This is a genomic window from Telluribacter humicola, from assembly GCF_017355935.1.
Taxonomy (GTDB): domain Bacteria; phylum Bacteroidota; class Bacteroidia; order Cytophagales; family Spirosomataceae; genus Telluribacter; species Telluribacter humicola.
The window spans coordinates 454,461-468,263 of record NZ_JAFIQT010000002.1 but is presented as its reverse complement, the minus strand read 5'-3'; the positions used below and the strand labels follow the sequence as shown (position 1 = coordinate 468,263).

General features: G+C 49.9%; 12 protein-coding genes. 7 read left to right on the top strand and 5 right to left on the bottom strand.

Going from position 1 to position 13,803, the window contains the following annotated elements; all coding sequences use genetic code 11:
- Nucleotides 1–43 precede the first annotated feature (43 nt).
- The 3 genes from JUB14_RS13000 to JUB14_RS12990 form a co-directional block, all read right to left on the bottom strand.
- Nucleotides 44–1,900, bottom strand: a complete 1,857-nt coding sequence (locus JUB14_RS13000) for a M1 family metallopeptidase (RefSeq protein ID WP_207506611.1) — start codon at nucleotides 1,898–1,900, stop codon at nucleotides 44–46.
- Between the two features lie 182 nt (nucleotides 1,901–2,082).
- Complete coding sequence (locus JUB14_RS12995; RefSeq protein WP_207506609.1) at nucleotides 2,083–3,537, bottom strand: DUF5723 family protein; 1,455 nt, start codon at nucleotides 3,535–3,537, stop codon at nucleotides 2,083–2,085.
- 104 nt (nucleotides 3,538–3,641) lie between these two features.
- Nucleotides 3,642–4,427 carry an OmpA family protein gene (locus tag JUB14_RS12990; protein ID WP_229367807.1) on the bottom strand — a complete coding sequence of 262 codons (786 nt, stop codon included), beginning with the start codon at nucleotides 4,425–4,427 and terminating at the stop codon, nucleotides 3,642–3,644.
- A gap of 188 nt (nucleotides 4,428–4,615) precedes the next feature.
- Between JUB14_RS12990 and JUB14_RS12985 the strand changes: the two genes are divergently transcribed.
- Nucleotides 4,616–4,777, top strand: a complete 162-nt coding sequence (locus JUB14_RS12985; protein WP_207506607.1) for a DUF1328 family protein — start codon at nucleotides 4,616–4,618, stop codon at nucleotides 4,775–4,777.
- Nucleotides 4,778–4,856: 79 nt separating this feature from the next.
- On the opposite strand, the gene guaA is transcribed toward JUB14_RS12985, so the two are convergent.
- Complete coding sequence (gene guaA, locus JUB14_RS12980) at nucleotides 4,857–6,386, bottom strand: glutamine-hydrolyzing GMP synthase (RefSeq protein WP_207506605.1); 1,530 nt, start codon at nucleotides 6,384–6,386, stop codon at nucleotides 4,857–4,859.
- 233 nt (nucleotides 6,387–6,619) lie between these two features.
- Here guaA and JUB14_RS12975 point away from each other — a divergent pair, with 233 nt between their 5' ends.
- The gene (locus tag JUB14_RS12975; RefSeq protein WP_207506603.1) at nucleotides 6,620–6,811 is read left to right on the top strand and encodes a cold-shock protein; all 192 of its coding nucleotides are present in this window, start codon (nucleotides 6,620–6,622) and stop codon (nucleotides 6,809–6,811) included.
- Between the two features lie 158 nt (nucleotides 6,812–6,969).
- Here JUB14_RS12975 and JUB14_RS12970 read toward each other — a convergent pair whose 3' ends face one another.
- Complete coding sequence (locus JUB14_RS12970) at nucleotides 6,970–8,355, bottom strand: Gfo/Idh/MocA family protein (RefSeq protein ID WP_207506601.1); 1,386 nt, start codon at nucleotides 8,353–8,355, stop codon at nucleotides 6,970–6,972.
- A 123-nt stretch (nucleotides 8,356–8,478) separates the two neighbouring features.
- Here JUB14_RS12970 and JUB14_RS12965 point away from each other — a divergent pair, with 123 nt between their 5' ends.
- From JUB14_RS12965 to JUB14_RS12945, 5 genes are all read left to right on the top strand, one after another.
- Entirely contained in the window at nucleotides 8,479–8,982 is a 504-nt protein-coding gene (locus JUB14_RS12965; RefSeq protein ID WP_207506599.1) for a YdeI/OmpD-associated family protein, read from the top strand.
- A gap of 210 nt (nucleotides 8,983–9,192) precedes the next feature.
- Complete coding sequence (locus JUB14_RS12960) at nucleotides 9,193–9,675, top strand: hypothetical protein (RefSeq protein WP_207506598.1); 483 nt, start codon at nucleotides 9,193–9,195, stop codon at nucleotides 9,673–9,675.
- A gap of 183 nt (nucleotides 9,676–9,858) precedes the next feature.
- A complete protein-coding gene (locus JUB14_RS12955) occupies nucleotides 9,859–10,884 on the top strand; it encodes a 3-hydroxyacyl-CoA dehydrogenase family protein (protein WP_207506597.1) in 1,026 nt (341 codons plus the stop codon).
- A gap of 545 nt (nucleotides 10,885–11,429) precedes the next feature.
- Complete coding sequence (locus JUB14_RS12950; RefSeq protein WP_207506596.1) at nucleotides 11,430–13,187, top strand: SGNH/GDSL hydrolase family protein; 1,758 nt, start codon at nucleotides 11,430–11,432, stop codon at nucleotides 13,185–13,187.
- An 89-nt stretch (nucleotides 13,188–13,276) separates the two neighbouring features.
- Complete coding sequence (locus JUB14_RS12945) at nucleotides 13,277–13,606, top strand: hypothetical protein (RefSeq protein ID WP_207506595.1); 330 nt, start codon at nucleotides 13,277–13,279, stop codon at nucleotides 13,604–13,606.
- The last annotated feature ends 197 nt before the right edge of the window (nucleotides 13,607–13,803 follow it).

Genomic DNA, 13,803 nt, shown 5'->3' with positions numbered 1-13,803 from the left:
TATATAACTACTTATAGACCTTATTTTGTTTTGACCACGCCCTTTACTGTACCTTCTCTCCCTGCAATCGTGGTGATACTGTAGGAGCTGCCGGATACACATTATTTTCATACTCCATATCAGCCAGACGCTGGGTAGGATCAATCACAATACGGGTAATATCCGACGGGCTGCGGTTGATCGTAAAGCTGTATTCAGGATAGGTCCAGCCCCAGTCGGTAAGCAGGGTTCTTTTCTGATAGGCGCCTTCTGTCTTCTCCCCCCGCATAATCTCGAGAGGGATGTAGAAATTTTCCTGAGTGCCATCTTTATAGGTCACTACCACATCCAGCGGCATAGGCATCAGGCCGATCCGCTCCAGCGTCACGTTGGTGTTGGTACCAGCCGGTGCTACCTGCTTCACGGCATAGTCAATGGTCTTGGTAGTACCTACCCAGTTTTCCCAGTACCAGTCCAGTTCCAGTCCGGACTCCTTCTCCATGATACGCTTCAGGTCGGTCGGGTTCGGGTGTTTGTACCTCCACTCGTTGTAGTAGCGCTTCATACCGCGGTCAAAGGTCTCCTGCCCGATGATGTAGCTAAGCTGGTGCAGAAATACAGATCCTTTGACATAGCTGGCTACGCTATACGCCCGGTTGGTATTGTAGTGATCCGAGTGGGTCGTAAGCGGCTCTTCCAGTCCCGACTGCACCAGGCTGCGGTAGGCTGCATAGGTAGCCTGGTGGGGATTGGTACGCGACGGGAACAACTGGGCCATTACTTCATTCTGGGCGTAGGTAGTAAAGCCCTCGTCCATCCAGGGGTACTTCGACTCATTAGTACCTAACACCATCTGGAACCAGCTATGGATAGACTCGTGTACCGTTACGCTCACCAGTCCGCGGAAGCTGGTGTGGCTGGTGATCAGCGTAGCCATAGGATACTCCATACCTCCGTCACCACCCTGGATAACCGAGTACTGCTTGTACGGATAACGGCCAAACCTTTGGTTCATAATCTGGAAGCACTTCACCGCGTAGGGCTGCATCTGCTTCCAGTTGTCGGCCAGAGTATCAGTCTGGTAAAAGAAGTGCAGGTCCAGGTCATTATCTACCTTTACCACATCGTGCTTGTAGTCCGGGTCGGCCGCCCATACAAAGTCATGTACATTAGGCGCTACAAAGTGCCAGGTCAGGCGTTCGCCTTTTTTATGGGTGACGTTCTTCTTGCTGTATCCGTGTCCGATCTTGTCGGGATTCTGCAGGTAGCCGGTAGCAGCTATGACGTACGAGGCGTCCATGTTGATCTTGACGTCGTAATCGCCCCACACACCATAAAACTCACGGGCTATATAGGGGTTCGCATGCCAGCCTTCGTAGTCGTACTCGCTCATCTTGGGGTACCACTGCGCCATGGAGTAGTCAATACCTTCCTTGTTGAAGCGGCCCGAGCGGCGGATCTGCTGAGGTACCTGTGCCTCAAACTCCATGTCAAAGGTATGTTGCGTGCGTGGCATCAGAGGTTCCGTCAGGGTTACTTCCAGGATAGTACCTACTACTTCGTACTTGACGGGCTTTCCATTATGCTGCAGAGAGTTGATCTTCTGGTAACCGATTTCGGTAGATGATAACTTGGAGATGCGATCCATCACCCGCGCATCGGGATCTTTGATGGTACGTGAGCGTACATCCATCTGACTACCGGGCTGAAAAGCATTAAAATACAGGTGATAAAAAACCTTATGTAGGGTATCGGGTGAATTATTAGAGTACGCTAACTTCTGGGTTCCGGTGAAGCGGTGCGTCGTGGCGTCGAAGTTGATATTCATGTCATACTTGACCCGTTGCTGCCATCGATCTGTCTGCGCTGACGTCACACTAGCCCAACCGCCCAGAAGCATTACAATGAGGAGTTTTTTCATTATTTGGTTTATTAGTTTATTATAAGATTTTGTTCGCAAAATAACCTAAATAGACGATTTAAGCCGTAAACAAAAGCTATAACGTAAAAAAAAGGGTATGTCAGACATACCCTTTCCATTGTTTTTATAGCAAAGGACTATTCTTAAAACTCAATCCTCAGGCTTAATACCTCAGTGCGCCCCTATTTTTCTGACCTTATACCAAAGCTAATACCAGCGTATACATCCGCTCCCTGGGCTTTGATATTGCCATTCCGGGCAAAGAGTCCCAGCAGGTTATCTGATCCTATCATAAAGGCTCCTACCCTGGCGGCACCGCCGACTGCCCAGGCACCGTTCTGCCGTATGATCGGGAGCGACACGCCTATCTTATCAGCATCCAGTCGAGGAGTAACAGCCAGCAGCGACGAGGCCCGTAAGCCCGGTATCGACGTTACACGCATGCTTTTGATCCAGGTAGTATTGACGTATATATTTCTCATCAGGCGCAGGTCAGCGCTCATGTTCAGTGCCTGCGGAGTAGCCAGTTGAAACTCACTGGTACGGTCGGTTTCGGCTAGTCCAAACTGTTCCTCCAGTACCCGGCCTACTGTACTTAGCCGACTTTCTCCCTCGCGGGGTGTTGTATAGTTGGCCCATTCTGAGGCTGTAATCTGCTTGTCCTGGCTATCTATCGTATACTTTCTGGCCCGCTGATCGCTATAAGTAATACGCCCGATATCGGTAACGGAGGCACTCAGGCGCAGAACATGCTTATCATCCTCACCCAGCAGATCATAACTCATCCCCAGATCAAGCCCCCAGCCCTTACCAGCCGCGTTTCGTCCCAGAAGCCAGCTGGGCGACAGAACTGACATATCATTGACACTGGTATATCCCAGATCAGCATTGAACCGATCTACCTGCAGGAGTGCCGCGTTAGCCATCGAGCTATCGGGTACAAGCCGGTAGCGCAGACTATGGTTCTGGACATACGCACCCGCATAGCCGAAGTACCGCTTAATGGTCACCCCACCCATCAGGCGATAATAATCGCTCTCCGTCAGTACCTGTCCCAGCGACAGTGCCCACTCCGAGTAGGCCTGCGTTACGCTATTGAACTGGTTGTCGGCGTGCGAAGCGTACAGAGCCAGGTACTCAAGGTTCTGGTAGTTCTCGACGTTGGCCAGCCCCAGCCTCACCACACCTAGTAGCTTTTCGGAGGCATTGGTCACCTGTGCCCCGCTTCTGACACGGGTCATAAGCGCTACGTGCGTAGTAGGACTTATCTTAAAAGCCACAGCAGGTCCGCGTAGCTCAGCGGCCAGGGTACCATGCTTGGGTTTGCCATTCCGGATCTCTTCCAGGTCATACGCGCTGAGTGGCCGGGAATTTCGGCCCAGCATCAGATCTACCATTGAAAAAGGTGCCGCATATTTTACATAGTTATTATCAATATGAACACCTCCCGATACAGCGTGTACCCGCAGGGAGTACTTATCATTGACCAGAAGCGCGGGGTTCTGATACACCGACCACAATCCGGAATTCTGCTGTGAAGTAATACCCACAAATCCCTGGGATATCCCAAGCCGAGCCGTCAGCAGCATGATAATGAGCAAACAGTACTTTTTACTATATGAATGAGTTGTGCGCATAGGTTCTAATTGATGTTTTGTTGACTATTCTCCAAAAGTGTGCCTGCACACCAGCAGTGTATAATGGCCTCCCCTGCCTATATAAGGAAGCCCATCAGTGGGTACTAATTTTCCAGCACCACAAACTCTACCCTACGGTTACGGGAGCGATTTTCTTCGGTATCATTGGGTAAAACAGGCTGCGTATGACCATATCCTTTATGAAAAAGCCGGTTAGACGGGATGTCCATTTGCCGGAGAAAGGTATAGATTACCCTGGCCCGGTTCTCTGAAAGAGCCAGGTTCAGCCGCGGGTCACCTACGTTGTCGGTATGGCCGGCTATCTCTATTTTCAGTTGGGGATTCGTACGTAAAGTGCGGTAGAGCTTTTCGAGCTGATCGCGCGATTCGGGCCGTAGCTCGTAGCTGCTCTGGTTAAAGTAGATTTTATCCAGTTGGATACGGTCATTGGCTTTCAGATTAACAAAGACGGAATCTTCGGCCTTTTCCAGCATAGCTGTATACTGGTAGTATTCGCAGGTATCACAGGAAACCAGCATAATCTCCTCCACCGAGTGGTACCCTTCCGACGAGGTCACGATAGTGATAGTATCTGACTCCAGTAGTTTGAATGAAAAAGGGGACTGTCCCGGCTTGCTGATTCCCTGTATACGGGTAGCAGCCTTGTGTACCAGTACCTCAAATCGGCCCGGTACTTCCTGACCGGAAGCCTGGTCAAAGGCTGTAACGGAAAATTGCGTAACGGGTCGGGACCGGGCTACGACCTGCCCGTATACCTGGGGAGAAGCAATCAGAACCAAGAAGAAAAGGGCCAAGCGCATGAATACCAGCAGACTGATTAAGGGCCGGGCCTCCCTGTCTCCTTCTCCACCTGCCTGATAGCCCAACATCTAGATAACGTACTTTTAAGCAATTAATTTGCCAGAAGCGGGGACATTTTACCCCGTATATACACCTAAGTGACGAATTTTAGTCAGGATATTTATACAGATAGGTCTATACGAGCCTATTTTGTGATGGCACAGACTTTTAATTCTATTAAGCATATTGATTTTTTTAACCTTAATCTTTTTCAATTATGCTTAAGTGGACCGTAATATTCCTGATAGTTGCCATCATTGCCGGTGTACTCGGATTTGGTGGTGTTGCTGCCGGAGCTGCCGGCATAGCTAAGATACTTTTCTTCGTATTCCTGGTACTTTTCGTAATCAGCCTGATCAGCGGACGTGTGCGAGGATAGCGTTAGCTAACATGTAGAGATCTTATATAGCAACTGAATAGAAAAGCGGACCCTGAGGGTCCGCTTTTCTATTTTATACTTATTCCCACTCGATCGTTGCCGGTGGCTTTGACGAAATGTCGTAGACTACGCGGTTAACGCCTTTGACGCGGTTGATAATATCGTTGGATACTTCGGCCAGGAAGGTATAAGGCAGGTGCGCCCAGTCGGCAGTCATACCATCCACGGAGGTTACCGCCCGCAGAGCGACTACGCTTTCATAGGTACGCTCGTCGCCCATTACCCCTACACTCTGTACTGGTAGCAGCATACTACCTGCCTGCCATACTTCGTCATAGAGGCCACTCTTCTTCAGACGGCTGATAAATAGGTCATCTACCTCCTGCAGGATGGCTACTTTCTCGGGAGTTACTTCACCCAGGATACGTATAGCCAGTCCCGGTCCGGGGAACGGATGCCGTCCCAGAATATTAACCGGTACGCCCAGCGTACGCCCTACCGCCCGAACCTCATCTTTAAATAAGGTGTTCAGAGGCTCTACTACCTTCAGGTTCATCAGGTCCGGCAGACCACCCACGTTATGGTGCGATTTAATAGTCACAGAAGGGCCATTGACTGATACCGACTCGATCACATCCGGGTATATGGTACCTTGTCCCAGCCACTTCACGTCCTGGATCAGGTGCGCTTCGTGGTCAAATACTTCAATAAAGGTTTTACCGATGGCCTTACGCTTAAGCTCCGGATCAGATAGTCCCTTGAGGGCGTTGTAGAAGCGCTCCTTAGCGTCTACTCCTTTTATATTTAGGCCCATATCCTCGTAGGAGTGCAGTACCTGCTCGTATTCATTCTTACGAAGTACCCCATTATCTACAAAAATACAGAACAGTTTATCACCAATGGCTTTGTGTACCAGCGAGGCCGCTACTGTGGAGTCAACACCTCCCGAAAGCGCCATTACGACGCGGTCGTTGCCAAGCTTCTCTTTAAGGTTCTGGATGGTCATTTCAGCAAATGACTCCGATGTCCAGTCCTGATGGCAGCCACATATATTGACCACAAAATTGTGAAGCAACTTCTTCCCATCGTTAGAGTGCGTTACCTCGGGGTGGAACTGTATCCCGTAGGTAGGCTCATTATCTATCTTATAGGCAGCTACCCGTACCGATTCGGTAGAGGCTATAACCCGGAAGTTGTCAGGGATACTTACTATGGTATCACCGTGCGACATCCACACCTGGGACGCATTTGTCATCCCTGCAAACAGCGGAGAAGTCTCATCAGCCAGATCGAGCCGGGCCCGGCCGTACTCGCGGTGAGCCGAAGGCAGTACCTCCCCTCCCAGCACCTGCGACATGAGCTGCGCTCCGTAGCAAATACCCAGTACAGGTAGTTTATTTCTGAATTGTTCCAGATCAACGCGCGGAGACTCGGCATCCCGCACGGAACATGGACTTCCTGACAGAATAACGCCTTTAATATCAGGTGTTATCTCAGGGATTTTATTAAAAGGATGGATTTCGCAGTACACATCCAGCTCGCGAACCCGACGGGCAATCAATTGGGTGTATTGCGAGCCAAAATCGAGGATAAGAATCTGTTCAGTCATGAAATAGCGTCTAAAACGCAAAGGTAGGGAGAAACCGTCAAAGCACGAAAAAAGATTCCTCTTTCCATTTTAAACACTTTTTACGCTGGCTGGTTATAGAGAGTACGTTAACGGCTGGTACTTAGTCGGTAGAAAGATCTTGTGGGGGTACGCTGCTCAATATTTTGCTAAAAAAACTTGTAAATCAATAATTTAATGTACCTTTGTTTAAATTCTTTTATAAAACAATTATCATGAATCAAGGAGTAGTAAAGTTTTTTAATGATTCTAAAGGTTATGGATTCATTAAAGATGCAAAAACAGGACAAGATTATTTCGTACACATCTCAGGTTTAGTAGATGAAATTCGCGAAAACGACGAAGTGACATTTGACCTGCAAGAAGGAAGAAAAGGGTTGAATGCAGTTAACGTTAAGCTTGCTTAATCTGAGACATACTCATACACCCAACACAAGAAAGGCCTCACCACATGGTGAGGCCTTTCTTGTTATAGAGAGTTTATTTTCTAACCAGGGTCTAAAAGCAAGAAAGCTCCCTGCATCAGCAGGGAGCTTTCTTGCATAAGTATATAGATAACAGTTACCTAGGCTTTTACCTTCCGTTCCTTCATCGCAACCGGATCCCAGTTGATCACTTTCTTCTCAAAGTAGCTCTTGTTGCAGGCCAGTACGGGAGCAGCAGCGCGATATCCGAATACAGGATCTTCGATGGTACCCTGGCTTCCTTTTTTGACATTCTCAAAGAAATCCTGGAAATGGTTGGCGTGCGCATCATCCTCTTTGGGCGACTCAAATTTCACCACCTTAACCGGCTCAGCTTTTCTGGTTTCGGGGGGGTACTTCGCATCGTACTGCTTCTCAAATTCTTTCTGAACTGCTTCCGGGAAAGTAAATACGCTGTCGTATCCACCATATCCGGGTGCTTCGGGGAGTTTCTTCTTGGTAAGTATCAGGCTGTTTTCCGAAAACTCTATTTGCCCCTCAGTACCTATGATACGGGTATTATTATTGATAGCCCCGGCGTTGGCAAAGTTTACGCGTAGTACCATCTGGAAATTAGCGTGCGCGTCTGTCTTGGGATAGTCCAGGATGGATACCAGTACATCGGGTACATCACGGCCATCTTTCCAGTAGCTAAGTTCACCCGACGAGAATATGCGCTCCGGTCCCAGCGAGTTAGTCACGAAGTGAGCGCCCGTAATCAGGTGGACAAACAGGTCACCGGCTACCCCGGTACCGTAGTCGCGGTAGTTGCGCCAGCGGAAAAAGCGGGTCGGGTCGAAAGGTACCTTGGGCGCATCGCCCAGGAAGCGGTCCCAGTCAACCGTCTCACGCGAGGCATCCGGCGGTATAGAGTAGTTCCAGGCGCCGATGGCCCCGAAGCGGTCGTTGTTTGATTCGATGTAGTTGATCTCCCCGATATCACCGGCTGCCACCATACGCTTAGCCTCTTTGAAAGGGGCACTGCTGATACGCTGGCTACCTACCTGCATGGTCTTACCGGATTTTTTCCAGGCATCAATTACCGAAGGCCCTTCTTCGATATGGTGTACCATCGGCTTTTCGCAGTACACGTTCTTACCAGCTTTCAGGGCATCTTTGGTGATATGGTCGTGCCAGTGGTCAGGCGTCACCACGAGTACCGCGTCAATATCCTTACGCGACAGGATCTCACGATAATCACGGGTCGTAAATATATCCTTCCCGTAGACTTCTTTTACCCGGGTCAGGCGGCCGTCGTAGAGGTCAGCGGCGGCTACAAGTTCTACGTCCTTGGAGCTACGCAGGGCTGCGCGAGTATCCATGTGTCCCTGAATACCCATCCCGATGGTAGCGAAGCGGATTTTGTCATTGGGACTTATTTTCTTTAAATCACGAATGATGTTAAAGGGCTTGGCTATACTTTCCGTGGCCAGGAAGGCCGAAGTAGCCGCCACTCCTTTAATAAAATTTCTGCGGTTAGGTTTCATACAGGAATAAAAGGATGTATTGTACTTTTACATTTAAGGCATCTAATATACTTTAATTAAAGCCTGCAACCAATCAGATTTACTTACAATACCAAACTTCTCCGACTAAATCTTACCCCTGCCATGACCTCCCCTACTCTCTTTACCACCCACATACATAACCTAGACTATCTGATGGGAATGACCTATCTGGAAATACCACCCGAGGTAGTACAGCAACTGGGCGGAAGTTTTAGTACCCGACTAGTCTGTACCGTCAATGGTACCCTTAGCTGGCAGTGTGGCCTGGTAGCACTGGGGCAGGGGGCCGCCTACATCAGCATCAGTGCCAAACGCATGAAAACCCTCAAGGTACGACTGGGCGACGAGGTACAGGTATCATTGGTCAGAGATGAAAGCGAGTACGGGGTGCCGGTACCGGAAGAGTTGCAGGAGCTTTTTGAGCAGGACCCGGAAGGGTACGAGCGTTTTCAGCAACTGGCACCCGGTAAACAGCGATACATTATTAACTACGTAGCCACCGTCAAGAACAGCCAGCTCCGGGTAGACCGCGCCATTCGCCTGATCGGGAACCTCAAACGCCTACCCGCTGGCAAGGAAGCTTTCCGGGCCATCCTGGGAAAATAAGGTACTTCTTCTACTTCTTGTAGAAGTTCAGATACATTTTGTAACTCTAGTAAAATAAGTGGGGATTTATACAATATGCCCTCTGCTGATTCAGAATACCCTTTTTCATCTCTTTTACCGTAACTTGCTAATTAACAATTATTTAACATAGCACCAGGCATAGTTTTAATAAGTTGACGAGCAGTGTTAACCTTTAAATAAACTATGCTTATGAAAAAGCAAATTTGGGCAGTAGGGCTAGTATGTGTGATGGGGATTGCCGCTCCATTTGTTTCAGAAGCTCAGACCAATACGAACAAACCGAGACAGAATACCAATCAGCCCCGAACCAATCAGCAGACTGGTGGCCAGCAGACTGGTGGCCAGCAGACTGGTGGCCAGCAAACTGGACAACAAGCCGGACAGCAGACCAATGATCCGGTAGGGCAAATGATACAGGGACTAACGCAGGTGGACATGACTACCATGAACTATGATAACATGGGTGAGCAGAACTTTGTAGATGTAAGCGAAGTACTGCAGGAGGATCAAATGAGAGGACTGGATACCCAGATGAGAGGCAATCAGAACGCCACTGACATACAGAATCAACTCAATACCCGATTCCGTGAAAGAAATCTGATACGAGCCAACCAGGAAGTTGTGGGAGTACACTCTGATGGAAGGTATATCATCCGGAACAGACAAGAATAAAACAAGTAGTATCCATTGATAAAAGCAGCGGCAGCCGGGAGATTCCCGGCTGCCGCTGCTTTTATATTGAGCTATCTACTGAGACAGTTGCCTCATTTTATACTATCATTGGGCTACCGAAGGAGAAACTTTCCTCATAAAGCCTCGTTACCGGATCAACCTAACCACAACTTAACTCTTACTATGAACGACTCTATACACGTACAGCAGATACCCGTCGGGGTAGTTGGCTTGGGACTAATGGGATGCAGCATCGCTACCTGCCTGCTTATAGCCGGACACCCGGTGGTAGCCATCGCCCCCATACCCGCCGACCTGGACCACGCCGAAAGGCGCATCCGGGAGCATCTGACCAAAGCCCAAAAAGAAGGCCTGATCAGCGAGGCCCCTGACCACTACCTCGCCCATCTGACCATCACGGAAGATTACGAAGCGCTGAACCCCTGCGGTCTGGTGATCGAGTGTACGATAGAGAATCTGGACATCAAGAAGTCCGTATACGAGAAGATAGAGCGCAACATCTCTACGGATGCGCTGCTTACCAGCAACACCTCCGCCATACCCATCAGTCTCCTGCAGCAGCAGACCAGCCGCCCGGAGCGGTTCTTTGGGCTGCACTGGTCCGAGCCTTCGCACACCACCCGCTTTCTGGAGATTATCTGCGGAGACCAGAGCGACCAGACGCAGGCCGAGTACCTCTATGACCTCTCGCACTACTGGGGCAAGGAACCCACGCTGGTACGCAAGGATATCCGGGGCTTCATTGCCAACCGCCTGGCCTATGCCATGTACCGGGAGGCCTTCTACCTCGTAGAGAATGGCTACGCGACCGTCGAAGATGTAGACCGCGCCTGCCGCAACAATACCGGCTACTGGATGACGCTCGTCGGGGTATTTGGCTGGATGGATCTGACGGGGGTACCGGCCTACCATACCGTCATGAAGGACCTCTTCCCTACCCTTTCCAACAGTACCGAGGTACCCAAGCTCATTGATGACATCGTCAAGGCCGGTGGCAAAGGCGTCGCCAACGCCCACGGTTTTCATAAATATACCCTAGAAGAGGCTAAACTTTGGGAGGAGACCTACCAGGAATTCGCCTACGACATCCGCAAGCTAGCCCTCAAGTACCCCGCCGATGTCGTTAAACGTAAACTCGCTGAAGGGCATCTGGCTGAGGAGCATCTGAAAGATGATAAAGCTAGTTAAATCGAATTTCAAGCTCAAGTTCAGGCTTTTCTGGGTAATGCTGTCCCTTGCCCTTATCCTAGCTTTCTTGGGTAATGCTGTCTTTCGCCCTCACGGCCGGGCAGGCCCCGCCCTCTCAACGCCTCTTAATTTTATTGGCACCTGTCGGGCCATAAAATAAGGAGGCTTATGAGAGGGCTGTTAGAACTTGCCTAGTTCATGTTTGCGACAGTACTTATTTTTTAATTTAATTACGTGTACTACCATTACCAGAAGGTACTCTGCCAAGTTTCTCAGCTCTCCCCTAAGCCGCCCTGAGCCTGTGGGCCTATGTGCGGTTGGTTTTGCGCAGGCCCGCAGGGTACAGAGGCGTGGGGAGAGCGCCGCCCGCCCGGCGGAGGAGGGCAAGCGATAGTAATACCCAGAGAAGTTGAATAAAGCCAATCGATTGCATGGCCCTGAATAGCCCACCAAAATCGAAAACAAGACGTAAGGCATTACCAATCAAATTAAATCTAGCGACTACCTTTATACACCAAGTCAAAAAGCAATACCCTTAACCCTTTATGCTCCGCATCACCACCACTACCCTACTACTACTACTAACCCTTACCACCGCCGTACAGGCGCAAAGTACCTTTACCTGGTGGAACCCCGCTACCGCTTCGACTCCGGTACTGGAAGGCCAGGCGTGGCCGCAGGAAGTCAAGAACCGGTATGATCGCCTACCGGCCCGGGCCGAGGGCAAAGTACGCCCGGTGGTATGGAACCTGTCGCGGCAGTCGGCGGGCCTGATGCTACGCTTCCGCTCCAATGCTCCTGAAATAAAGGTACGCTACGTAGTCGAAGGCAAACACGCCCTGCCCCACATGCCCGCTACCGGAGCCAGCGGGGTAGACCTCTACGCCATCTCGAGCGACGGCGACTGGCGCTGGTGCTCGGCCAGATTCGCCTTTGGCGACACCATCGAGTACCACTACCGGAATATTGAACCCAACGATGCCTACCACAAGCTGGGCCGCGAGTACCGCCTGTACCTGCCCCTGTACAACAGCGTAAAATGGATGGAGATAGGTACTCCTGAGGGTACTTTGTTTTCCTCCCTGCCCGCCCGCTCGGACAAACCCATCGTCGTATACGGTACCTCCATCGCCCAGGGCGCCTGCGCCAGCCGCCCCGGCATGGCCTGGACGGGCATCCTCTCCCGCAAGCTGGACCACCCGCTCATTAACCTGGGCTTTTCGGGCAACGGGCAGCTGGAAAAAGAAGTACTTAGTATGCTTACCGAAATAGAGGCCAAACTGTACGTGCTGGACTGCCTGCCCAACCTGGTCAACCGCGAGTACTTCTCGCTAGATGAAGTCAAAACCCGCATCCTAAACGCGGTGAGGACGCTTCGGCAGAAGCAGGCCACTACGCCGATCCTGCTGGTCGAACATGCCGGCTATACCGACGAGGCCATCAACGCCAGGAGCCGCCAAAACTACTCCGAAGTAAACGAGGTACTGCGGGCGGCCTTCGCCCAGCTACAGACCGAAGGTATAAAGGAGCTGTACCTGCTCCCTAAGCAGGACCTGGAACAGGACATCGAAACCATGGTGGACGGCACCCACCCCAACGACCTGGGCATGATGCGTTACGCCCAGGGCTACGAGAGAAAAATCCGTGAGATCCTGAAAGAACCCGTAGGTACCATCAGTACCACCCGCCCCGTAATACAGATGCGCGAACCCGGCAACTACGACTGGGACGCCCGCCACCGCGAAATACTCCAAATGAATAAGACCAACCCGCCCAAAGTACTCCTCATCGGTAACTCCATCACCCACTTCTGGGGCGGCCTGCCCCAGGGCCCCCGCGCTACCGGTGCTGACTCCTGGAAGGCGGTATTCGACCCCATGGGGGCACACAACCTCGGCTACGGCTGGGACCGCATTGAGAACGTGCTCTGGCGCGTGTACCACGGCGAACTGGATGGCTATGGGGCCCAGAAGATCTACGTCATGATCGGTACCAACAACTTCCACCTCAACACCGACGAAGAAATTCTGACCGGCTGGCGCCAGCTCATCGAGGCAATTAAAGTACGGCAGCCCGCCGCTACCTTGACGATGGTAGGCGTATACCCACGTCGTAAGGAGGAAAAACGGGTGCGGGAGCTGAACCTGAAACTGGCGGCGCTAACACAGGAGATGGGCGTAAAGTATCTGGATGCTGGAAAGGTACTGGTAAAGCCGGATGGTACCATTGATGAATCACTCTTCACGGATGGACTGCATCCCAATGCGGAGGGGTACCGGAAGGTGTCAAAGGAGTACCGGTAGATAAGCTTCTGCATTAAGGTTTGTTATTTTTGAAAAAAATTAAAATTATTTGCAAATCATAAAGAGTTAACCTAAAATCATATTGAATTATGTTTTACGCATACCCAAACCATCCTAGTTCTGTTGGAGCCACAATAGAAGCAACGATTGAAGAGTTAAAAAAGCTAGACATTAATATAGCTTCATGGAAAGAACTAAATATTACGGGTAACTTCATAAGAGATAAGGTTTTAGAGAGCATTGATTTGAACTCCATCTTTATTGCCGATATATCTACTCTTAACGAAAATGTTACATTCGAGATAGGATATGCTATTGGAAAACAGAAAACAGTAATACTAACTAAAAATAAATCTATAAACGACTCTAATTTATCAATAAAAGAGGTAGGAATATTTGACACTATTGGCTTTCTTTAATATGAAAACACTAATAAACTATCTTCCTTCTTAAAAAATAACAATTCACAAAAACAGAAATTTGAAGTTATTCATTTAAATAATAAAGCCCCTGTCTATTTATTAGAGACAAAGAATAAAACAGACGAGTCAAGTAGAATTACTTCAAGAATAAAAAAGGCTAGGCTACTATTTAGGACTTTTGACCCAAATGAATC